We start from the raw sequence: 23,652 nt of genomic DNA, 5'->3' as shown, positions 1-23,652 counted from the left end.
TATCTCCTTATCTTATTCTTTTATTCCATATTTTTTATAAAAGAGAAGAAAAGGGACTGTCGCACTAACAGTCCCTTTTATCCTCATCTTATTCTGCAGCTCCGTCACTTGCTTTTTCTACTTCAGCAATGGCGCTTTTTCTCATAGGAATTCTGCAGTTTCTGTTGTTTCCAAATTCTACAATGACATCTTCTTCTGTAATATCAATTAAGATACCGTAGAAACCGCTTGTTGTAACAACGCTGTCCCCAACCTCCATGGCTGCCAGCATCGCTTTTACTCTCTGCTGCTCTTTTTTCTGCGGACGCATAATCATAAAATACATTAACAGAAAAAATACGACCAGCGGTAAAAATAAAGTAATCATACTTCCTGCACCGCTTGCTGCTGTTGATAATAACATCTTGCTTCCTCCTGAAACTTAAACTTTGTCTGTCAGACAGATAGACATTATTGTCATAATACACAATTTTTCCGGTTTCTTCAAGTATTTTCTCCGGTTTTTTCAAATTTAATAGATTTTTTATGAGTATTTTCTACTTCTGCGCGCCTGATGCCATGCTCTCCAGCTTCTTTGCCTTATATTCCTCATAGCAACCCTTGTCCAGAGCATCTCTGATTTCTTCCATCATAGTGTTGTAGAAATACAGGTTGTGCAGCACACAGAGGCGCATACCCAGCATTTCTTTTGCCTTTAAAAGATGGCGGATATAAGCTCTGCTGTAATGACGGCACGCCGGACACTGACAGCCCTCTTCAATTGGTCTGGAATCCAGCTCATATTTTGCATTGAAAAGATTTATTTTTCCAAAATTGGTGTATACATGTCCATGGCGTCCGTTTCGGCTTGGATATACACAGTCAAAGAAATCCACGCCTCTTGACACTGCCTCCAGAATATTGGCAGGAGTTCCTACCCCCATAAGATACGTTGGCTTATTCACCGGCAGGTGAGGTACTACGCTGTCTAAAATGCGATACATCTCTTCATGGGTTTCCCCCACAGCCAGACCGCCCACTGCATATCCGTCCAGATCCATTTTGGAAATGGTTTCTGCATGAGCAATGCGGATATCGTCATAAATAGCGCCCTGATTAATGCCAAACAAAAGCTGATGGGGATTTACGGTATCGGGAAGACTGTTCAGTCTTGCCATTTCATCTTTACATCTCTGGAGCCATCTGGTGGTACGGTCTACAGAGTTCTGTACATATTCCCTGCTGGCTACACTGGACGGACATTCATCAAAAGCCATGGCAATGGTGGAGCCCAGATTGGACTGAATCTGCATACTCTCTTCCGGTCCCATGAAAATTTTTCTTCCGTCCACATGAGAGTTAAAATACACGCCCTCTTCTTTTATTTTTCTCAGCTTTGACAGAGAAAATACCTGAAAGCCGCCGGAATCTGTTAAAATCGGACGGTCCCAGTTCATAAATTTGTGCAGTCCTCCCAGTTGTTTCACAATGTGGTCGCCGGGGCGCACATGGAGATGATAGGTATTGGATAATTCCACCTGGGTTTTAATTTCATGCAAATCCGTGGTCGCTACAGCCCCTTTAATAGCGGCTGCTGTACCTACGTTCATAAACACGGGAGTTTCAATGGTTCCGTGTACGGTTTCCAGACGGGCTCTCTTCGCCCTGCCTTCCTGCTTCAGTACGGTATACATAAATTTATTTTCCTCTTCTTCCTGTCTTTTCTCTATGTTTTACATGATACAAGAGAATGTTGTTTCTCTTTTTATGGAATCTGACCAAAAATAGTCATATTTCTTTTTGGCTACGAAGATTATTTTATCATATTGCCTGTTTAAACGCAATCCACAAAAATATTAGTAATTGTTTTTTTCGATTTTTTGTCGTATAATGTAGCTTGATTTTTTATGAACATATAATAAATAAGTAGAGATACCTATAAAGAAGGAGGTTTCTGACTATGTCAGAGCAAAAAAATATTACAGACACCCCAATACCTTCTGGGCATTGACATTGGCTCTACCACTGTCAAAATTGCCATTTTAGACCGGGAACATCACTTACTGTTTTCGGATTATAAGCGTCATTTTGCAGATATTCAGAATACGCTGGCAGACCTTTTAGATGAGGCGTCCCACTCCCTTGGGAAAATTTCTGTACTTCCTGTGATTACCGGTTCCGGAGGACTGACCCTTGCCAACCACCTGGAGATTCCTTTTGTCCAGGAGGTCATTGCTGTTTCCACATCTCTTGAAGAGCTGGCTCCCAAAACAGACGTTGCCATTGAGCTGGGTGGAGAAGATGCGAAAATCATTTACTTTGAGGGGGGAAATGTCGAACAGCGTATGAATGGCATTTGTGCCGGAGGAACCGGTTCTTTTATTGACCAGATGGCTTCTCTTTTGCAGACCGATGCGCCGGGTCTAAATGAATATGCAAAAAACTACAAGGCGCTCTATCCCATTGCTGCCAGATGCGGTGTATTTGCCAAAACTGATATTCAGCCCCTGATTAATGAAGGCGCCACAAAGGAAGACCTGTCCGCTTCTATTTTTCAGGCAGTAGTAAACCAAACCATCAGCGGTCTTGCCTGCGGAAAACCCATTCGCGGACATGTAGCCTTTTTGGGCGGTCCTTTGCACTTTCTGTCCGAATTAAAGGCAGCCTTTATCCGTACCCTGAAGCTGGACGAGGAACACACCATTGTTCCTGAAAATTCTCATCTTTTTGCAGCTATTGGTTCTGCCTTAAATGCAAAAAAAGAGGCAGAGCCTGTGGACTTAATCTCCATGCGCGACCGGCTTCGCGCTGCTATCCAGATGGAATTTGAAGTAGACCGTATGGAACCCCTCTTTGCATCGAAAAAAGATTATCGTGCCTTTCACGAACGTCAAAGCCAATATAATGTAAGAACAGGAGAGCTTTCCTCCTACCGTGGCAACTGCTATCTGGGCATTGACGCAGGCTCAACCACCACAAAAGCTGCGCTGGTAGGGGAAGACGGTTCTCTTTTGTATTCGTTTTACAGCAACAACAACGGAAATCCCCTTGCCACCTCTATCCGGGCAATCCAGGAAATTTATGAACAGCTTCCAAAGGGAGCCAGAATTGCCTATTCCTGTTCCACCGGATACGGCGAGGCTCTGATAAAGGCTGCCCTGCTGCTGGACGATGGCGAGGTAGAAACTGTTTCCCATTACTATGCGGCAGCCTTCTTTGACCCTGAGGTAGACTGTATCCTGGACATCGGCGGTCAGGATATGAAATGTATTAAAATCAAAGACCAGACCGTGGACAGCGTACAGTTAAATGAAGCCTGCTCTTCCGGCTGCGGATCCTTTATTGAAACTTTTGCAAAATCCTTAAATTACAGTGTGCAGGACTTTGCAAAAGCCGCGCTGTTTGCCGAACACCCTATTGACCTTGGCACCCGCTGTACCGTGTTTATGAACTCCAAGGTAAAACAGGCGCAAAAGGAAGGCGCTTCTGTGGCAGACATTTCCGCCGGACTGGCTTACTCTGTTATTAAAAACGCCCTTTACAAGGTTATTAAGGTTTCTGACGCCTCTGAACTTGGAAAACACATTGTGGTACAGGGTGGTACCTTTTACAATGACGCGGTTTTGCGCAGCTTTGAAAAAATTGCAGACTGTGAAGCAATCCGTCCGGATATTGCCGGCATTATGGGGGCTTTCGGCGCTGCCTTGATTGCAAGGGAACGGTATGATAAGGATAAAACCTCTACCATGCTGCCCATTGAGAAAATCAATACCCTGGAATACAAAACCACTATGGCAAACTGTAAGGGCTGTACCAACAACTGCCGTCTGACCATTAATAAATTTTCCGGCGGACGCCAGTATATTTCCGGCAATCGCTGCGAAAGGGGCATTGGAAAGGAGAAAAACAAGGACCATATCCCCAATTTATACGAATACAAGTATAAAAAGCTGTTTTCCTATGTGCCCCTTACCCCTGACAAAGCTCCCAGAGGACAGGTGGGAATCCCCCGTGTCCTGAACATGTTTGAAAACTATCCTTTCTGGTATACCTTTTTTACCAATTTAGGGTATCAGGTTGTCCTGTCCCCCACCTCTACCAGAAAGATTTATGAACTGGGCATTGAGTCCATTCCCAGCGAATCCGAATGTTATCCTGCAAAGCTGGCTCACGGACACGTTTCCTGGCTGTTAAAGCAGGGCGTGAAATACATTTTTTATCCCTGTATTCCTTATGAAAGACAGGAGTTCCCGGATTCCGTAAACCATTTCAACTGCCCGATTGTAACCTCTTATGCAGAGAATATTAAAAACAATGTAGATGAGCTAAAAGACCCGTCTGTCCGGTTTCACAATCCTTTCCTATCTCTTACCAGTGAGGAAATTGTAACCGAAAGACTGGTGCAAGAATTCCCGGACATTCCTTCCGCAGAAGTGCAGAAAGCAGCTCACCTTGCCTGGGAAGAGCTGAACGCATGCCGGGAAGATATCAAACGAAAAGGAGAGGAAACTCTGGCGTATCTGGAAAACACCGGACGCCGTGGAATTGTCCTGGCAGGTCGGCCTTATCACATTGACCCGGAAATCCACCACGGTATCCCGGATTTGATTACTTCCTACGGACTTGCGGTACTGACAGAGGATTCTGTTTCCCATCTGGCGCCTATTGAGCGGCCTCTCCGGGTAAATGACCAGTGGACTTATCATACACGGCTTTATGCTGCTGCCAACTTTGTAAAAAAACAGGAGAATCTGGATCTGATTCAACTAAATTCCTTTGGCTGCGGTCTGGACGCGGTAACCACAGACCAGGTAAATGAAATTCTTTCCCACAGCGGAAAAATCTATACTTGTCTGAAAATCGACGAAGTAAACAACCTGGGGGCTGCCCGTATCCGTGTACGCTCTCTCATTGCTGCAATTAAGGTAAAGGAACAGCAGAACATACAGAGAAACATTGTTCCTTCCTCTATACAGAGAGTTGTCTTTACAGAGGAAATGCGGAAAAATTACACAATTTTATGTCCACAGCTCTCTCCGATTCATTTTAACATTCTTCAGGCAGCCTTTGGCGCCAGCGGATACAATCTGGAAGTGCTGCCAAATGACAACAAAGAAGCCGTGGACGTAGGGCTGAAATATGTAAATAACGATGCCTGCTACCCTTCTCTTATGGTGGTAGGACAGATTATGCAGGCGCTTTTATCCGGAAAATACGACTTACATAAGGTGGCAATCATTATGTCACAGACAGGCGGCGGCTGCCGGGCTTCTAATTATATCGGCTTTATCCGCCGGGCGCTTGCCAAGGCAGATATGTCCTATATTCCGGTTATCTCCATTAACCTGAGCGGTCTGGAGAGTAATCCGGGCTTTAAGATTACACCAAAACTTGCCACACGCCTGGCATATGGCGCGGTATTCGGGGATATCCTGATGAAATGTATTTACCGTATGCGTCCCTATGAGGTTGTGAAAGGCTCTGCCAATGCTCTGCACCGCAAATGGGAAAAACGCTGCATTTCCTTCCTGACAGGCAGACACACCGGGTTCGCTTCCTTTAACCGCATCTGCCGGGAAATGATTCAGGAGTTTGACGCTCTGCCTATTACCGATGAAAAGAAGCCGCGTGTTGGAATTGTAGGAGAAATTCTGGTGAAATTCCTGCCTGCTGCCAACAATCATCTGGCAGAACTTCTGGAGGCAGAGGGTGCTGAACCGGTATGCCCGGATTTGATTGACTTTATGTGCTACTGCTTTTACAACCTGAATTTCAAATCCGACTACCTGGGCTTTAAAAAGTCCCTGGCCAAAAAAGGAAACCTGGGGATTTCCGCCATTGAGTTTATCCGCAGCGCTGCCAATAGGGAATTTGAAAAGAGCCGGCACTTTACCCCTTCTGCCAAAATTGAAGATTTGGCAAAAATGGCAGAACCTATTGTTTCCCTTGGAAACCAGACAGGTGAGGGCTGGTTTTTAACCGGAGAAATGATGGAACTGATTCACGGGAATGTTCCGAACATTGTATGCATTCAGCCCTTCGGCTGTTTGCCAAACCACATTGTAGGAAAAGGTGTCATCAAGGCCATTCGTAAGGATTATCCGGATGCCAATATTGTAGCAGTGGACTATGACCCCGGCGCCAGCGAAGTCAACCAGTTAAACCGTATTAAGCTTATGCTTTCTACTGCGTTTAAAAAACTTTCGTAAATATAAAACAAAGCTTCCTATTATATACAAAAAGCTGCTGGGACATGAAACATACATCATTTCATGCCCCAGCAGCTTTTTCTTTCTTCTATTTCATCAAATGCAGCTTTCGGCTGACCTTTACCAGATGACTTCCTCCCGGTAAGCCTGCCAAAGTCTGCGCTTTTGGCTTTGCCGCTATAAGATATACCATAAAATTACACCCCTGCTGCCAATACAATGGCTGGAATCAACGCAAGGAAATTGGACTTCAGCACTGCGTACAGCATCCGGTACACTATAAATGCCACCATTCCCATAGGAATAGAAGCCAGAAGCGGCGGCAAATATGCATCTCTCCAGGGATTTTTATACCCCAATTCCCGCTTCATGGCACGATGATTCAGCACACACATAACCAGGGCATAGACAATCATAGCGATTACCACATTGTAGATACCGAAATCGGTTGCAAACATCAGCACCGTCACAGTGATAATATCAACTATCAGTGCAATGGCTGCGTGAAGCATGGGCAAGTTTGCCTTTCCAATACTCTGCAGCACGCCATTGGAAATGTTGGACATACCATTCATAATTACAGTAATAACACCCAACATCATCAAATACCCTGCGGTTCCGTCTGTTGTGGAAAACAGCAACCTTGTAATCGGACCTGCCAGAGCAAAAAGTCCCACACTACAGGGAATGGAAATAAACATACTGAGCCAGGTTGCCTTGTTAATTTTCTCCTTTACCCACAGCAATATTTCCCATTGCATAGGCTCCGGATACCTCCGGCATCATGGATGTAGGCGCTGTACTGGAAAGAGTCAGAGGGATATTGATAATGGTGAGGAAAAAACCACATTCTGCATAAAGCCCTTCCACCACACTATTTTTTATTCCCTTTACTCCGGAAACTGTGGTGTAAATCATACTGTTGATATACCCATTTACATTGTATAAAAATGCGCTGAGCAGAATAGGCGCTACAATCAAAATAATAATTTTCATTACATGGCGGTAACTTTCGTTTACAGACACTTTATCCCTGGCAATCTTCTTCTGAATCCGCTTCCGGTTCACCTGATAGACAAACACCATAAATAAAAGAGCGGTAAACACACCTGCTCCGGTACCAATCGTAGCTCCTGCCGCACTCCAACTGCGCAGTGTATCTTCCGGCGCATCAGCAAAGTGATGTACCATAAAATTGGCCATAACGAGCGCTACCACCGCAACAGCTATCTGCTCTACAATCTGGGAAATAGAGGTTGGCAACATGTTTCGATATGCCTGAAAATATCCTCTGAACACACCCAAAATTCCTGAAAGAAAAATGGTAGGCGCCAGAAACTGCAGAGCAAGCCTTGCATTTGACATACGCTCCGGCACCAGAATCGGCGCACCTGCAACACAGAAAATTGAAATCGCCCCTCCTACTACGACTGCATACAAAAGAGCGCCTTTAAAAATTCTCTGGGCATCTCGATATCTTTTAAATGCCAAACGCTCTGCCATAATCTTGGACACTGCCTGGGGAATGCTGAAAGAAGCTATCATCAATAAAATAAAATATACATTCTGTGCAAACTGAAAGCAGCCAAAGCTCTCCTTTCCCATGGTATTGGAAAGAGGACTTTTGTAAATCAGTCCGATAATCTTGGAAATCAGGGCTGCAATCATCAGAAAGGAAGCATTTTTTACTAAAGTATTATCATTCTTTTTGCTCATCTGTTCTCTGTCCCCTGCCTGTTTTCTATTTGCCAGTCAATGGGTTCTAAGCCTTTGCTGACTAAAAATTCATTGGTTTTGCTGAAATGTCTGCACCCGAAAAAGCCTCTGTAGGCTGACAAAGGACTGGGGTGCGGCGCTTCCAAAATCAGGTGTGCCGGATTTGTGAGCATACTGCGCTTCATCTGTGCCGGACGTCCCCACAAAAGAAAAACAATAGGTCTGTCCTGCTCATTCAACACCCGAATAGCAGCATCTGTAAACTCCTCCCAGCCAATCCCTCTATGCGAATTTGCCTGGTGGGCGCGAACCGTAAGAACCGTATTTAAAAGCAGCACACCCTGGCGCGCCCATTTTTCCAGATATCCATTGTCCGGAATAAAACACCCACAGTCCTCATGAAGCTCCTGATAAATATTTACCAGAGAGGGGGGGATATCCACCTCCGGCTTTACGGAAAAGCAAAGACCGTGTGCCTGTCCGTCGTTGTGATAAGGATCCTGTCCTAAAATCACAACTTTCACCTGGTCCAGCGGTGTAAAATGAAAGGCATTGAAAATATCATCTGGTGCAGGAAAAATTTTTCTTGTCTTATACTCCTGCCCTACTTTGTCAAATAATTCTTTATAATAGGCTTTCTTAAATTCCGGCTTTAAAGCCTCAAGCCATTGTCCCTGTAAAGGCGGCATCTGTATTCCTCCTTTGTTTTTTCTACATCTTTTTAGTTTATCAGAATACTTTTTAAAATGCAAATCTATGTCAGCAATTTTTACATTTTCTGACATTCTGTTTTCTTCCCCTCTGCCAGGGAAAGCTCAAACCAGAACTCCACACCATTGCTGTAGTTTTTCACTCCACATTTCTGATGCATGCTGTCCATAATCGCCTTGACAATGGAAAGACCAATGCCACTGCCGCCATATTCTCTGGTTCTGGCCTTGTCCACCTTGTAAAACTTCACCCACACTTTATCCAAATCAGCCTCTGGTATAGTATCTCCTGTATTAAAGACCGAAATTCTTACCACATCATTACGGATTTCTGTCTTAATTTCAATTTTTTTTTCATAATCCACATGATTTAAGGCATTGGACACATAATTGGTCACCACTTCCTCAATTTTAAACTCATCTCCCCATACATAAACTGGTTCTGTGAGAGCAAAATGAAGCTTTGCCTCCTTCTGGTCTGCCAGAAGCTGCACAGACTGCACCACGCCTCTGACCAGCTCTGTCAAATCAAAGCGTTCCATGGTTATGGTATCATTGCCGAATTCCAATTGGTTTAAAGTCAGTAGCTTTTTCACCATGTTGTTCATTTTTCCCGCCTCGTCTATAATAACGTCACAGTAAAACTCCCGGCTCTGGGCATCGTCATTAATGCATTCCTGCAGCCCTTCTGCATATCCCTGAATCAATGCAATCGGGGTCTTCAGTTCATGAGACACATTTGCCAGAAATTCCTTACGCATTTCATCAATTTCCTCTTTTTTGGCAATATCCTGCTGCAGCTCATTGTTAGCTGTCTTTAATTCTGAAATGGTCTTTTCCAAATCCTCAGAAAGTTTATTCAGATTATTCCCTAAAACGCTGATTTCGTCCTGTCCCGCACTTTCATATTTTACATCAAAATTTAAATCTGCCATTTCCCTGGAAATATTGCTGAGAGTCTGTAACGGCTTTGTAATACGTCGGGACATAATCCAGATAAGAATTGAACTTATCAAAATTGTGGCAAGTCCGATATAAAGATAAAAAAGATTGGAAATCTGTGCGCTGTCCCGAATACTCTGAATAGGCGTACGAACCATAAAGCTACTTCTGTCATCCAGCGTTCCATACATGCACACCACGTCCATGGTGTTGGCATCACCTGTGATTTTTGTCACTACATAATTGTCTTTTTCCTCCATAATCTCCCGCTGTCCTCTGGAGAACTGAGCTTCAAACTGCATATATGCCAGCATTTCTCCTTCGTCCTTTGTGGTACTGTAACGGTTTCCAAAGGGGTCTACTACAATCAAGAGGAAATTTTTCTCTGCCAGATATTTCTTAAAGCCACTGTCTTCATTCAAGGCACTGTATTGATATCCGTCTACATTATTTAATGCCTCATATACTTTTTTCAAACTTTCTTTCTTTCTTTCCACATAATATTTTTCCAGAAACAGGGAATTCATTGCCAGCATGGCAGCCAGAGAAATACACATAATCCCAATATAAGTCACTGCCAGTCTGATTTTAATTGATTTTTTCATTCAGACACCTCAAATTTATATCCCATACCCCAGATAGTTTTAATATACTCTCCCTTTTTTCCCATTTTGCTCCTCAGCTTTTTCACATGGGTGTCAATGGTTCTGGCGTCCCCAAAATAATCATAATTCCAAACCGAATTGAGAATCTTTTCTCTGGAAAGGGCAATGCCCTGATTTTCCAGAAAATAGCTGAGCAGCTCAAACTCCTTATAGCTCAGTTCCATGAGTTCCCCATCAATAGTAGCAATATGGGCGGTTTTGTTGATTTCAATTCCTCCGGCGCTTAAAAGCTCATCTACGCCAATGGAACTGGTACGCCGTAAAATTGCCTCCACTCTGGCAACCAGAATTTTGGGACTGAAAGGCTTGGAAATATATTCGTCCACTCCCAGCTCAAAGCCCAAAAGCTCATCTCTCTCGTCCCCTCTGGCTGTCAGCATAATAATCGGTACCTTAGAATCCTTCCGAATGGCCCGGCAGACTTCCCAGCCGTCCATCTTGGGCATCATAACGTCCAGAATCAACAGGGAAATATCCCTGTTTGCATAAAATATATCAAGAGCCTCTTCCCCGTCCTGTGCTTCCAGCACCTCAAAATTCTGCTTTACGAGGAAGTCCCGTACCAGCTTTCTCATTCTGCTCTCATCATCTACAACCAGTATTCTGCATTTTTCCATTTTGTTCTCCTCCTTTTGTTGTGTATCTAATATAGCAAATAAATTTGTCAAAAATGTGAATTTATCAGTTTCCTATAAAGTAAAAAAGGAATTCGCACTAATCACTTAGAACGAACTCCTTTCTCTATGGACCTGAGGGGAATCGAACCCCTGTCCGAAAGTCTATCCCTTGCGGCATCTCCCATCACAGTTATTCTTTTGACATTCCCTTACACAGACGCCGAATAACAGGCTTCTGTACTTAGTAGCTTCATAAAATCTTCCATTTTCTCAAAGCTTTGAAAACGAAGTGCCCCGCAAGGTCGATGCCAGATTCTCAGGCAGCGGGTGACCTGAGGCTGACAAGCTGCAATTAGGCAGCTAACGCTACGTTATCGTTTGCGTTTATATTTAGTTTCCAGGTTGGTATGCAGTCCCGGAGTCTGCAGATGGCTTCCTCAACTTCAAAACCCCCGTCGAAACCAGTACAAGCCCTTATACACATAAGTTCTGCATGGTGCACAAACGAACGAGTTTCACGTTTCCCGGGTTTTACTAAAACAGTGAAATCCGGAAACTTTCTTTATCTTATACGCTCCTGTCATTTTTGTCAAGGGCTTCTTTAAAAATTGCAGGGAAAAGACGGCAATGCTGTCTTTTCTCAGGGAAACAGGACTTCCCCGCAAAACAGTTCTGCCGTCTTTTTTATCTTTTGTTTTCCTATATAAAATTATTTATGCAAATGACAGGCAACAAAATGTCCCGGACGAACCTCTTTAAGCTTTGGAGATTCTGTTTTGCATCGCTCTGTTGCATGCTTGCAGCGATTTGCAAACGGACAGCCTGGTTTTGGATTAATCGGGCTTGGCACATCTCCTGAAAGTACACTTGCTTCTTTCTGGGCTTCCTTATCCGGATCCGGAATCGGCACAGATGCCAGAAGTGCCTGGCTGTATGGGTGCAGAGTATGTGCATAAATTTCATCACTGTCTGCCAACTCAACCAGATTTCCCAGATACATAACTGCAATACGATCTGAAATATATTTGACAATATTTAAGTCATGAGCAATGAACATATAGGTAAATCCATGTTCTGCCTGCAAATCTTTTAACAGATTGATAATCTGGCTCTGAATGGATACATCAAGAGCAGAAATCGGCTCATCACACACAATAAATTCCGGTTCTACTGCCAGAGCACGGGCGATTCCGATACGCTGACGCTGTCCGCCGGAAAACTCATGAGGAAAACGGTTCGCATGCTCTTTGTTCAATCCAACTGTTTCCAGAAGCTCGTATACACGCTGCATACGTTTTTCCTTGTCATACATATTATGAATTTCCATACCCTCTGCAATAATGCTTCCCACAGTCATACGGGGATTCAAAGATGCATACGGATCCTGGAAAATAATCTGTGCTTTTCTGGAATATTCATAACGGTCTTTGGTGTGCTTTAAGCTCACAACCTTGCCGTTATATTTCATAGTTCCCTTGGTGGTATTGTAAATACCCATAACCATACGTCCCAATGTAGACTTTCCACAGCCGGACTCTCCAACCACACCTAATGTTTCACCTTTGTATATATCTAATGTTACATCATTTACTGCTACCAGTGTCTGGTTTTTTCCCACATGGAAATGTTTTGACACATGATCCAAAGTAATCAGTTTATCCATCTGCCTAGTCCTCCTTCTTTCCCGGGAAATCAGGGTGTAATCTCCAACAGGAAGCTGTATGTCCTTCGCCCACTTCAAATACCGGCGGCTGATTTACCTGACAGATTTTCATACAATGCTCACATCTGCTGGCAAAACCACAGCCCTGAGGCGGAGCATACAAATCCGGAGGAGTACCTGGAATAGACACAAGCTGTTCTTCCTTCTTTGTATCAATAGTAGGCAGACTCTTTAAGAGCGCCTTTGTATATGGGTGTCCCGGTTTGTAGAAAATATCTCTTGCAGTACCTTTTTCCACAACTTTGCCGGCATACATAACAGCTACCTTATCCGCCAGATTTGCCACTACGCCCAGATCATGGGTAATCAGGATAATAGCTGTCTTTGTTTCGTCCTTGATTTTTCCCATAAGCTGAATAATCTGTGCCTGAATAGTTACATCAAGGGCAGTAGTCGGCTCGTCGGCAATCAAAAGCTTTGGATTGCAGGCCAAAGCCATGGCAATCATGGCTCTCTGACGCATACCACCGGAAAACTCATGAGGATACTGCTTTGCCCTCTGTTCTGCATTTGGAATCTGAACCATTTTCAAAAGGCGGACAGCTTCCTTTTCAGCCTCTGCTCTGCTAATTTTTTTCTTCTTTACCAGAGTTTCTGTAAGCTGTTTACCCACACGCATGGTAGGGTTCATACAGGTCATAGGATCCTGGAAAATCATGCTGACTTCCTGTCCACGGATATCCTGCATTTCCTTTTCGCTTGCAGCTACAATATCTCTTCCGCAAAGAGTGATGCTTCCTTCTTTAATTCTTGCAGGCGGCATGGGATTCAACTTCATAATCGTCTGAGCGGTAACACTCTTTCCGCAGCCGGATTCTCCTACAATGGCAAGAACCTCGCCCTCTTTTACATCTAATGTAACACCACGAACTGCATGTACCTCTCCTGCATAGCTGTCGAAGGAAACATGGAGATTTTCAATTTTTAAAACTTCTTCCATCGCTTTCTTACCTCCTTAATTTCGGGTCAAACGCATCACGGAGCTGGTCACCTAACAGGTTAAAGGACAACATAGTGATACAGATAAACAATGCCGGAATAACAAGTTCTGTTGGATAACTCTGGAACACGGCAATACCGGAGTTTGCCAGAATACCCCAGGACGCCTTTGGCGGCGCAATACCAAGTCCTAACATGGATAAGAACGCTTCTGTAAAAATAACGTTTGGAATATCCAGTGTAATGTTGACAATAATAACACTTAATACATTTGGTACAAGATGCAGTCCGATAATGCGGGATGGCTTTGCACCCATGGATTTTGCAGCAATAACGAATTCCTGTTCATTTAAAGCCACAACCTGTCCGCGGACAAGACGCGCCATACCGGTCCATCCGGTGAGGGAATAAGCCACGATAATGGTACCGATACCTCTCTCTAATACAGTCATCAGAAGGATAACGATAATCAGGTATGGAATACCGCTGATGATTTCTACAATACGCATCATGATATTGTCCACAATACCGCCGAAGTATCCGGAAATACCACCGTAAACAACACCTACCAGACAATCAATGAGCGCAACCACAATGGCTACGGTCAGAGAAACTCTGGCGCCACACCACATACGGACAAAAATGTCACGTCCCAGTTCGTCCGTACCGAAAATATGAACGGCTCCGCTTACCGGGTCTTTAAAGAACATAGGCTGATGTGTATAAGCCACGTTCTGATCGGAATAATTAAAAGGGCTGAACATCGGAATAAAGATTGCACCGATGACCAAAAGTCCCAGAAAAATCATACAGATTACTGCTACTTTACTTTTTTTGATACGATTAAATGCGTCCCTTCCGAAGCTGATGGAAGGACGTACAATAGATTCCATGCTGGACTCATCTGTACCTACTATTTCAAATGCGTCTGCACTGATATGTCCGCTTACGTCATATGCAGGCTTCTTTTCTCTTACTGCACTTTTCTTTGCTTTCTTACTGAACATTTTTCTACTCCTTTCCACCAGTCAGTTTTACTCTTGGGTCAATCAAGCCGTAAATCAGGTCTACAACCAGGTTGGCAAGAATTAAAAAGGTACCATAGAAAATGGTAGTTCCGGCGATAACAGAGTAGTTATTAGCCTGTACAGACTGTACAAAGTATTTACCCATACCAGGAATAGAGAAAATATTTTCTACTACGAAAGCGCCTGTAAGAACAGCGGCAACCAAAGGTCCCATAACGGTAACAACCGGCATAATGGCATTTCTTACTGCATGCTTCCAGATAATGGCTTTCTGACTTAAGCCTTTTGCTTTTGCTGTCTTAATGTAATCCTGTCCCAAAACGTCCAGCATACTGGTTCTCATCAAACGGCTGATGGTTGCCATGGAACCAAAAGCAAGAGCGAATGCCGGTAAAATTTTTGCATTTGCGCCGTTCCAGCCCATAATAGCAAAAACCTGTGTACCGGTCGCCTGATACAACTTCAGTCCCAGAAAATACTGCAAAAGGGAACCAATGATAAAGGAAGGTACGGATACACCGATTAATGCAAAGAACATAGCTGCACTGTCCCATACAGTTCCTCTCTTAATAGCAGCCAGAACCCCCAAAAGAATACCCATAATAAAGGCAAAAATAAGAGCTCTGACACCTAATTCCAGAGAAACAGGAAATGCCTGGGCAATAATATCGGTAATCTGACGTCCGTCCGGTACAGATACACCCAAGTCACCTCTTAATACGTTTCCGATATAGATGAAGAACTGTTCCATAATCGGCTTGTCCAGACCGTATTTGGCATTTAATGCCTCCATAGTTGCTTCCGGAATTGCCTTACCGCCTGAGAAAGGGTTACCCGGCAGCATGTGCATCAGTGTAAAAGTGATGGCAATTAACAGAAAAATTGTAATGACAGAATATATACGATTCGTTTCAGAATGTATTTCAATTGATTAGACAATTTTTTCACTCCTTTGTATTTTTATTTCTTTCTCTTTTCCATTGCTTATGTAAAGCGCAAAATTAGAAACCTGCACTTTTATGTGTAATAACTTTACAGTTTTAACTTTGCGATTTACATCAGCAAACAAAAGAAGTCTCTGCCGGTATAAACCGACAGAGGCTGCTTTCTGCTCCTGTCTTATCGCAAATAACAGGTATTGTTACAACATTATTTTACGATTTCAGCTCCGTCTGTGAAGTCGAATTCCTGGAAACCAGTACGAGTCATGCCCTGAAGTTTTCCAGACGCAACATATGCCTTTGCACTGAAGTACAGCGGGAATACCGGTGCATCTGTTTTAACCAGAAGTGTTTCTGCCTGAATCAGTAAGTCCTGACGTTTTGCAGGGTCTACTTCTTTCATAGCATCTGCAATCAGTTTGTCGTATTCTGCACTTTCATATTTACCGTAGTTGTTTCCATTTGTGGAAGTAAATAAGTCAAGATAGGTCATTGCATCGTTGTAGTCTGGTGACCAGCCTGCAAATACAATGTCAAAGTTTCCGTCCTGCATTGCCTGCAGACGAGCTTTAAATGGCATTGGTGTAATTTCTACCTGGATACCTAAAGCCTGTTTCCACTGTTCCTGATAGAACGCTGCTTCTTTCTGAGCCGCTGTTGTATCGTCCATAAGCAGAGTCCATTTTACATCGCTTGCTTTTAATCCAGATTCTTTTAATCCTTCGTCGAAAAGCTTCTTTGCTTCTTCTACGTTGTACTCTACCAATTCGCCCGCTGCATCACGATATTTTGCATCGTTTGCACCGCTGATTCCTGTCGGAACAACGCCAGTTGCCGGAACAGAACCATCTTTACGAACGTTTTCACATAAGCTGTTCAGGTCAATTGCCATACCTAAAGCACGGCGGATTTTTGCGTTGTCAAGACCTTTTGTCTTTGTGTTGTACTGGAAGTACCAGTTTCCATTATCCACATAAGAGCTTGTTTTTACGCCTTCTGCTTCTAACTGTTTGACCTGATCTCCGTCTAATTCGATACAGTCAACTTCGCCGCCTTTGAATGCGTTCATACGAGCGTTTGTATCTTTCATCATGACATATTTGATTTTTTCAATCTTAATATCATCTGCATTGTAGTAGTCCGGATTCTTTTCCAGTGTGATGTGATCATCATGTACCCATTCGGAAATTGTGTAAGGACCGTTTACTACAATCTTATCTGCGTCTTTTGCATAGCTGTCAGCACCGATTTCTTCGTATGCTTTCTGGTTTACCGGATAGTAAGATGCAAAAGAGAATAAGTGTTTTGCATATGGAATCGGGTTGATGAAGGTAACTTCCAGAGTATAATCATCAATTGCCTTTACACCCAATTCAGACGGATCTTTTGTTCCATCATATACTTCTTTACCATTTACCAGGTTATCATATACAATAAATGCATAAGTAGATGCTGTTTCAGGGTTACAGATCATCTGATAGGAATATACGAAGTCTTTTGCTGTTACAGGTTCTCCGTTAGACCACTTTGCATCCTGACGAAGTTTTAAAGTATAAGTACGTCCATCTTCGCTTACCTGTGTATCCTCTGCCAGATCCGGCTGTGGAACATCGTTTTCATCCAGCTTGTAAAGACCTGAAATCACCTCACGAAGAATATCTCCTGAAGCAACGTCTGTTGTCTTCATAGAGTTTAATTCAGGCGGTTCCGCTCTCAAGTCTACAGTTACCATGTTGTCATCAGGAGTTCCCGGATAACTTGTTCCTGTTGCTTCTGTTTTAGTGCCGTCATCAGAAGTACCTTTTGCAGTGTCTGCATTACCGGAACCTCCACACGCGCCTAAAGACAGAACCATTGCTCCGGCAAGCGCCAGTGCCAATACTTTCTTCATCTTCATATTGATTTCCTTCCTCTCGTTAGAATTTCATCTCGAAAACTTTAATGCTTTGTTTTCTTAATGTTGTGAATCAATCTTCTTTATTATAATAAATTATGAAGTTTTGTCAACTGTTTCTGGCAAAATTCTCGCATTTGTGTTTTTTTCACAAAGACAAATATCTTTCTGCCTGAAACTTTTTAAGCTATTTTTTTGAGATTTTCCACAATTTTACTGATAACTCCGTCCTTAAAGGGAGACTCTATGCCACTTTGCTGTAACAAATCAGTATGAAACTCAGAAGCGGAAATCCTGCATAATTTTAAATAGCTTTCCCATGCAGATTGACGGTCTTTATCCATCCAGATCTTATATTCAAAGGCACAGAGCTGGGCAATGACATAATCAATATAGTACAGTGGGAAACTGTAAATATGATGCTGCTTTTGCCAAAAACAGCCGCGTTCAAAGAAATCCAGGCCTGCATAATCCATGTGCGGCTTATATTCTTTCTCCAACTTTTTCCACATCTCTTTTCGCTCCATAGGAGTCATATCCGGACGGTCATAAACCTCATGCTGAAATTCGTCCACCATACAGCCATATGGTACGAAAATCACAGCGTCTTCCAGATGCATATCCGTATAAGCTGCTGTCTTTTCTTCGCCAAAGAACAGCCCATACCAGGGTTCTGTAAAAAATTCCATTGACATAGAATGGATTTCTGCTGTTTCCATCCCTATATCCGCATGTTCCCGAATGGGGTCCTCGGCTGCCAGATATCCCTGAAATGCATGTCCACACTCATGAGTCATAACGTCCACATCTCCGCTGGTACCGTTAAAGTTGGCAAAAATAAACGGCGCCTTATAGTCCGGCAAATAAGTCATATAGCCCCCTACTGCCTTTGTCTTTCTTCCAAATACGTCCAAAAGCTCATTTTCCATCATAAAGTCAAAAAACTCTTTCGTTTCCGGGGAGAGTTCTTCATACATTTTCTGTCCCGCTGCCAGGATTTCTTCCGGGGTTCCTTCCGGCTGGGGATTTCCCTCCGATCCGTACACCTGCTCATCTGTATAGGTGAGGGTTTCAAGTCCCAGACGCTCTTTTCTCTTTTCAAAGATGCTCTCTGCAAAGGGTACCCACACTTCTTTGACCTGACGTCTTAAATTTTCTATTTCCTTCCTGCCATAACAGTTTCTCTGCATACGCAGATAGCCCAGAGGCGTATAGGTTTCAAATCCCAGCTTTTTCGCCTGTTCCGTCCGATTCTTTACCAGCTTGTCATACAACTCGTCTAACTGGTCTGCAATACTGTCAAAAAATGCATTCTGCTTCTCGGCAGCTTTTCTTCTCACTTCCGGGTCTTTGCTCTTTAAATAAGGAGTCAGAAGGGACAGATTCAAAATTTCCCCTTCCCAGTCAATCTTTGCGCTGGCGAGAAGTTTTTCGTATTCTGTCACCAGAGCGTTTTCCTCCTGCATCAGAGGAATTACTTCTTCAGATACTGCTTTCATGGCAATTTCCATGTTTTTAAAAGCCACTGATCCGATTTTTTCTTCCAGTACCTTTCTGTAGGGAGATGCAAACAGCAGCTTCTGGTATTCCACACACAGATTGGAATATTCCGGCACCTGCTCATCATAATAATTCTGTTCTTTTTCATAAAATCCATCTGTAGTATCAATGGTATGACGAATGGAACAAAGAGTAACCTGGGTCTGTACCCGATCGTTCAGTTTGTAAAACTTTCTGTGAATCTCAAACTGCTCCTCTCCGCTTTTTGCCTCTGAAAGCTCTGTCATTAATCCTTTTAGCTGTTCCTTTACCTGTACAAAGTCAATTCTTTCATACGGCATGTCTTTGAATTTCATCATATGGCTTTTCTCCTTTTCTCCCTGCTCTAATACAGGTTTTTTACTTTAAATTCCCTCTCTGTTTCTCTTCTCTGGTCCTTTTTGGCAATATCCTGCCGTTTGTCATAGAGCTTTTTCCCTTTTGCCACGCCCATTTCTACCTTTACCAGGCTACCTTTGAAATAGACCTTTAACGGCACCAACGTATATCCCTTTTCCCTGATTTTTCCCTCTATTTTCCGAATTTCGTAGGTATGCAGCAAAAGTTTCCGCACTCTTAAAGGGTCTTTGTTAAAAATATTTCCTCTCTCATAAGGACTGATGTGCATACCATAGATGAACACCTCTCCTCTCTCGATTTGAATAAAAGACTCCTTAATGCTGCACTTTCCCATACGCAGAGATTTTACCTCTGTTCCCGCCAGTTCAATTCCTGCCTCATAGGTATCTTCAATAAAATAATCATGGTATGCTTTTTTGTTGTTCGCAATCAGACGAATCCCTGATTCTTTTGCCATGAACTTAATCCTCCTTTTCCAAACTGAAATCCACGGTCTTTGCAGCAATATCTGCCTGCTCTACTCTGACTCTTACCTTCTGCCCCATAGCATAGACCTTTTTGGTCATATCGCCCACAAACCGGTAATGTTCTCTGTCATAGGTATAGTAATCGTCCCGCATGGAATTCACATGTACCAGACCCTCCACGGTATTGGGAAGCTCCACATAAAGTCCCCACTCCGTCACACCGGAAATGGTTCCTTCCATCACCTCCACCAATGTGCTGTTTCATAAATTCTGCTTTTTTCATTTTTACGGTTTCCCGCTCCACCTCTTCGGCTCTTCGTTCCATGGTGCTGGACTGCCCTGCTACTTCTTCCAGTATTTCTGTATAATGGCGGATTTTTGCCTCTGTCATTCTGCCCCGCAGATGTTCCTTGATAATTCTGTGAATCTGCAAATCCGGATATCTGCGGATAGGGGAGGTAAAATGGCAGTAGTATTTTGCTGCAAGACCAAAATGCCCACTGCACTGGGTCGTATATTTTGCCTGCTTCATGGAACGCAGAATCAGACGGGCAAAGAAAGGCTCACATTCCATGCCCTCCAGCTCTTTTAAGATTTTCTGCACTTCCTTTGGACTGATTTCTTGTTTTGCTTTTTTCACTTTTATGCCTGCCTGATGTACCAGCTCCAGTACACCCTCCATTTTTTCCATATCCGGAGTATCATGGGTTCGATACACAAAAGGCAGCCCCATAAGGGCATATTCTTCAGCCACGGTTTCATTGGCAGCCAGCATAAAGTCTTCAATGAGCCGGGTTGCCACATTCTGCTCATAAGGATAAATATCCACCGGCTTCCCATTTTCGTCCAGACGGATTTTACTTTCCGGAAAGTCAAAGTCAATGGCTCCTCTTTTCTTTCTTCGTTTGCGAAGCAGTACAGAAAGCTCTCCCATTTCCAGAAACATAGGAAACCAGTTCTTTATATCTTTCCAGCACCTCTTCGTCCTCTTTTAAAAGAATTTTCTTCACGTCTGTGTAGGTCATTCTTTCATTTACGCAGATAACCGATTCTGTAATGCGATGAGAAATAATCTTTCCTTTCTCATTGATATCCATAAGACAGCTCAATGCCAATCTGTCCTCTTTTGCATTCAAAGAGCAGACTCCATTGGAAAGCTTTTTGGGCAACATGGGAATTACCCGGTCTACCAGATAAACACTGGTGCCTCTTTTTAATGCCTCCTTATCCAAAGCACTGCTGTACTGTACATAGTTGCTTACATCTGCAATGTGTACGCCCAGATGATAGATGCCATTTTCCTTTATGAGAGAAACTGCATCGTCCAAATCCTTGGCGTCCTCTCCATCAATAGTCACCATCACCACATCTCTTAAATCCTCTCTTCCGTAAAAATCCCCTTCATTCAAGGTTTCCTTTACACGCTCTGCCTGATTTGCCACCTTTTCTGGAAATTCCATTGGCAGGTCATAGCTTTTTGCCACACAGAGGACGTCCACACCCCTTTCTCCCGGTTTTCCCAGAATTTCAGTTATCTTTCCTTCCGGAGATTTTCCGCCTCGTCCGTAATCTTTAATCTTAACCAGTACCTTATCCCCGTCTTCCGCGTCCATGGCTTTTCCCTGAGGTATAAAAATATCTCTGGAAAACCGCTGATTATCCGGCACCACAAACCAAAGCCGGCAGACTGCTCATAAGTACCTACCATTTCTTCAATGCCGTGTTCCAAAACTCTGGTAATCATTCCCTCGCAACGGCGGCCTTCTTTTTCCTCTCTCTGCACCGTGACCTGCACAGTATCTCCATGAAGCGCCCTGCCGACCTGATCCTCAGGAATAAAAATATCCTGTTTCTCCTCTTCTCCCGGTATTTCCACAAAGCCGAAGCCTCTGGGGTGGCTGATAAAAGTGCCTGTATAGCTATGTCCCTTTTTATAGCCCTTATAACCTTTTTCCTTAAGCTCCTTCTCTCTCTTTTCGTGACTTCTCTCCTGCTTTTTCTCAGGATTTCTCACTGCCTCATATTTTCCGCGTTTGCTGATGGTGATTTTTCCTTCTGCAAGAAGCAAATCCAGAATTTTGTGCAGTTCCTCCCTCTTTCCCGAAGGAATCTGCAAAAGCACTGCCAGATCCCTGGCTCTCATGGGTTCATATTCTTTACAGCACATCAGTTCGTATAAAATTTTCTTTCTTTTTTTAAGCTGCTGATTTTTCTTCAAAGTTTCTCCTTTTCCTGTGATTCATTGATTAAAAAGATGACACCCTTGCAAAGCAAGAGTGTCATAATTAAAAGTTCAGATTTAATACCAATGCCAGCACAAAAAATAAAACACCCATTATCTTGGTTGCTCTTACCAATGCGCCTTCCATGGAGCGTCCCTTATTTTTTCCCCAGTAAGTATCTGCCATTCCGGCAATACTTCCCAGTCCCTGGGACTTTCCCTCCTGCATCAGAATAATAACAGATAATCCTATACAATCTATAACGAAAAGTACGGTTAATACAGTTCTTAAAATTTCCACCTTCACACCTCCTAATTGCTAAACAACTAAAGTTTAACACAGGAGTGCCTTGATTTCAACTGTTATTTTTAGAGATTGCCATTTATTCCCTGCCACCTGTAGACAGCTGTTTCTCCCAACTGGTCTTCAATAGCAAGAAGCCTGTTATACTTTGCCGTACGTTCTCCTCTGCAGGGAGCGCCTGCCTTTATCTGTCCGCTGCCTGATGCCACTGCCAGGTCTGCCAGAAACGTATCCTCACTCTCTCCTGAACGATGAGAAAGAATGGTTCGATATCCTGCCCTGTGCGCCAGTTCCACTGCCTGACGCGCTTCTGTCAGACTTCCTATCTGATTTACTTTTATCAACACTGCATTGCCGGCTTTTTCTTCTATTCCCTTTGCTATCCGTTCGGTATTCGTTACAAACAAATCATCTCCCACCAGTTGTACCTTATTTCCCAGCCTCTTTGTCAGAAGACTCCAGCCTGTCCAATCCTCCTGATCCAACCCGTCCTCAATGGATACCACAGGAAATTCTTTTACCAGTTCTTCATAATAAGAAATCATCTCCTCTGCTGTACGCAGTACCTCTGTCCCTGTCATAAAGGATTCCCCCGGAAAATAATATCCCTGTTTTTCTTCCTGATACAATTCGCTTGCTGCCGCATCAATGGCAAAGCAGATATCTTTCCCGGGCTGCAGACCTGCTGCCTGAACTGCCTCTGTCATCATGGCAAGAACCTCTCCTGCACTTTTCAGATTCGGTGCAAAACCGCCTTCATCTCCCACTGCCACAGACAATTTTCTGTCCTTTAAAATCTTTCTTAAACAATGGTAAACCTCTGTTCCCATACGAAGCCCTTCTTTAAAGCAGCAGGCGCCTACCGGCAAAATCATAAATTCCTGGAAATCCACTGTATTCTCCGCATGCTTTCCGCCATTTAAAATATTCATCATGGGAACCGGCATGGTCACTGCATTACAGCCGCCCAGATACTGATAGAGAGGCAGACGCATTGCCTTTGCCGCTGCATCTGCTACTGCCAGAGATACTGCCAGTATGGCATTGGCGCCCATACGCTCCTTTGTTTCTGTACCGTCTGCTTCCAGAAGAAGTCTGTCAATCCGGTTCTGGCAAAGGGCATTTTCTCCCAGCACTGCGTCTGCCAGGTGAGTGTTTACATGTTCTACTGCCTTTTTTACTCCCATTCCCTGATAGCGTTCTTCTTTGTCCCGCAACTCCAGCGCTTCAAATTTTCCGGTAGAGGCACCGGAAGGCACAATCGCCCTTCCGGTATATCCCTCTTTTCCCACAATTCCTTCTCCCACAGTAACCTCTGCTTCCACAGTTGGATTGCCTCTGGAATCCAACACTTCTCTTGCGTAAACCTTTCTGACAGGCAAATAACGGTTCATAGTA

At 43.6% G+C, this 23,652-nt stretch carries 17 protein-coding genes, 1 other RNA gene and 1 pseudogene; 1 reads left to right on the top strand and 18 read right to left on the bottom strand.

Annotation, left to right across the window (positions count from 1 at the left end; all coding sequences use genetic code 11):
* Nucleotides 1–88: 88 nt before the first annotated feature.
* Together yajC and tgt are read right to left on the bottom strand one after the other, a co-directional pair.
* Nucleotides 89–403, bottom strand: a complete 315-nt coding sequence (gene yajC, locus DQQ01_RS06335) for a preprotein translocase subunit YajC (RefSeq protein WP_111919342.1) — start codon at nucleotides 401–403, stop codon at nucleotides 89–91.
* Nucleotides 404–536: 133 nt separating this feature from the next.
* Nucleotides 537–1,673 (bottom strand): tRNA guanosine(34) transglycosylase Tgt, encoded by a 1,137-nt coding sequence (gene tgt / locus DQQ01_RS06330; protein ID WP_111919340.1) that lies wholly within the window; start codon nucleotides 1,671–1,673, stop codon nucleotides 537–539.
* Between the two features lie 282 nt (nucleotides 1,674–1,955).
* Between tgt and DQQ01_RS06325 the strand changes: the two genes are divergently transcribed.
* Nucleotides 1,956–6,188 (top strand): 2-hydroxyacyl-CoA dehydratase, encoded by a 4,233-nt coding sequence (locus tag DQQ01_RS06325; protein ID WP_111919338.1) that lies wholly within the window; start codon nucleotides 1,956–1,958, stop codon nucleotides 6,186–6,188.
* 197 nt (nucleotides 6,189–6,385) lie between these two features.
* On the opposite strand, the gene DQQ01_RS16405 is transcribed toward DQQ01_RS06325, so the two are convergent.
* From DQQ01_RS16405 to eno, 16 genes and pseudogenes are all read right to left on the bottom strand, one after another.
* Nucleotides 6,386–6,949 carry a lipid II flippase MurJ gene (locus DQQ01_RS16405; RefSeq protein ID WP_242980632.1) on the bottom strand — a complete coding sequence of 188 codons (564 nt, stop codon included), beginning with the start codon at nucleotides 6,947–6,949 and terminating at the stop codon, nucleotides 6,386–6,388.
* Nucleotides 6,909–7,904, bottom strand: coding sequence for an oligosaccharide flippase family protein (locus tag DQQ01_RS16400; RefSeq protein ID WP_242980630.1), 996 nt, complete (start codon nucleotides 7,902–7,904; stop codon nucleotides 6,909–6,911). The genes DQQ01_RS16405 and DQQ01_RS16400 overlap by 41 nt, the downstream gene beginning before the upstream one ends.
* Entirely contained in the window at nucleotides 7,901–8,593 is a 693-nt protein-coding gene (locus DQQ01_RS06315) for a uracil-DNA glycosylase (RefSeq protein ID WP_111920851.1), read from the bottom strand. Before DQQ01_RS06315 ends, DQQ01_RS16400 begins: the two co-directional genes overlap by 4 nt.
* An 80-nt stretch (nucleotides 8,594–8,673) precedes the next feature.
* Nucleotides 8,674–10,161, bottom strand: a complete 1,488-nt coding sequence (locus DQQ01_RS06310) for a sensor histidine kinase (protein ID WP_111919336.1) — start codon at nucleotides 10,159–10,161, stop codon at nucleotides 8,674–8,676.
* On the bottom strand, nucleotides 10,158–10,838 hold the full coding sequence (locus DQQ01_RS06305) for a response regulator transcription factor (RefSeq protein ID WP_111919334.1): 681 nt from the start codon (nucleotides 10,836–10,838) through the stop codon (nucleotides 10,158–10,160). The genes DQQ01_RS06310 and DQQ01_RS06305 overlap by 4 nt, the downstream gene beginning before the upstream one ends.
* A 124-nt stretch (nucleotides 10,839–10,962) precedes the next feature.
* Nucleotides 10,963–11,312, bottom strand: a transfer-messenger RNA (tmRNA) gene (gene ssrA / locus DQQ01_RS06300).
* 235 nt (nucleotides 11,313–11,547) lie between these two features.
* Nucleotides 11,548–12,501: an ABC transporter ATP-binding protein gene (locus tag DQQ01_RS06295; protein ID WP_111919332.1), complete on the bottom strand. Its 954-nt coding sequence runs from the start codon at nucleotides 12,499–12,501 to the stop codon at nucleotides 11,548–11,550.
* A gap of 4 nt (nucleotides 12,502–12,505) precedes the next feature.
* Complete coding sequence (locus DQQ01_RS06290) at nucleotides 12,506–13,501, bottom strand: ABC transporter ATP-binding protein (protein WP_111919330.1); 996 nt, start codon at nucleotides 13,499–13,501, stop codon at nucleotides 12,506–12,508.
* A gap of 7 nt (nucleotides 13,502–13,508) precedes the next feature.
* Nucleotides 13,509–14,507 carry an ABC transporter permease gene (locus tag DQQ01_RS06285; RefSeq protein WP_111919328.1) on the bottom strand — a complete coding sequence of 333 codons (999 nt, stop codon included), beginning with the start codon at nucleotides 14,505–14,507 and terminating at the stop codon, nucleotides 13,509–13,511.
* A 4-nt stretch (nucleotides 14,508–14,511) separates the two neighbouring features.
* A complete protein-coding gene (locus DQQ01_RS06280) occupies nucleotides 14,512–15,372 on the bottom strand; it encodes an ABC transporter permease (protein ID WP_242980626.1) in 861 nt (286 codons plus the stop codon).
* 305 nt (nucleotides 15,373–15,677) lie between these two features.
* Entirely contained in the window at nucleotides 15,678–17,366 is a 1,689-nt protein-coding gene (locus tag DQQ01_RS06275) for a peptide ABC transporter substrate-binding protein (protein WP_111919324.1), read from the bottom strand.
* Between the two features lie 179 nt (nucleotides 17,367–17,545).
* Nucleotides 17,546–19,219: a M3 family oligoendopeptidase gene (locus DQQ01_RS06270; RefSeq protein ID WP_111920850.1), complete on the bottom strand. Its 1,674-nt coding sequence runs from the start codon at nucleotides 19,217–19,219 to the stop codon at nucleotides 17,546–17,548.
* Nucleotides 19,220–19,248: 29 nt separating this feature from the next.
* On the bottom strand, nucleotides 19,249–19,719 hold the full coding sequence (gene smpB / locus DQQ01_RS06265; RefSeq protein ID WP_111919322.1) for an SsrA-binding protein SmpB: 471 nt from the start codon (nucleotides 19,717–19,719) through the stop codon (nucleotides 19,249–19,251).
* 4 nt (nucleotides 19,720–19,723) lie between these two features.
* Nucleotides 19,724–21,896, bottom strand: a pseudogene (gene rnr / locus DQQ01_RS18095) (ribonuclease R).
* 118 nt (nucleotides 21,897–22,014) lie between these two features.
* Complete coding sequence (gene secG, locus DQQ01_RS06255) at nucleotides 22,015–22,251, bottom strand: preprotein translocase subunit SecG (RefSeq protein WP_111919320.1); 237 nt, start codon at nucleotides 22,249–22,251, stop codon at nucleotides 22,015–22,017.
* A 68-nt stretch (nucleotides 22,252–22,319) separates the two neighbouring features.
* Nucleotides 22,320–23,648, bottom strand: coding sequence for a phosphopyruvate hydratase (gene eno / locus DQQ01_RS06250; protein ID WP_111920849.1), 1,329 nt, complete (start codon nucleotides 23,646–23,648; stop codon nucleotides 22,320–22,322).
* Nucleotides 23,649–23,652 lie beyond the last annotated feature (4 nt).

The sequence above is a fragment of the Blautia argi genome, from assembly GCF_003287895.1.
Taxonomy (GTDB): domain Bacteria; phylum Bacillota; class Clostridia; order Lachnospirales; family Lachnospiraceae; genus Blautia; species Blautia argi.
This window is presented reverse-complemented; position numbering and strand designations above follow the sequence as displayed.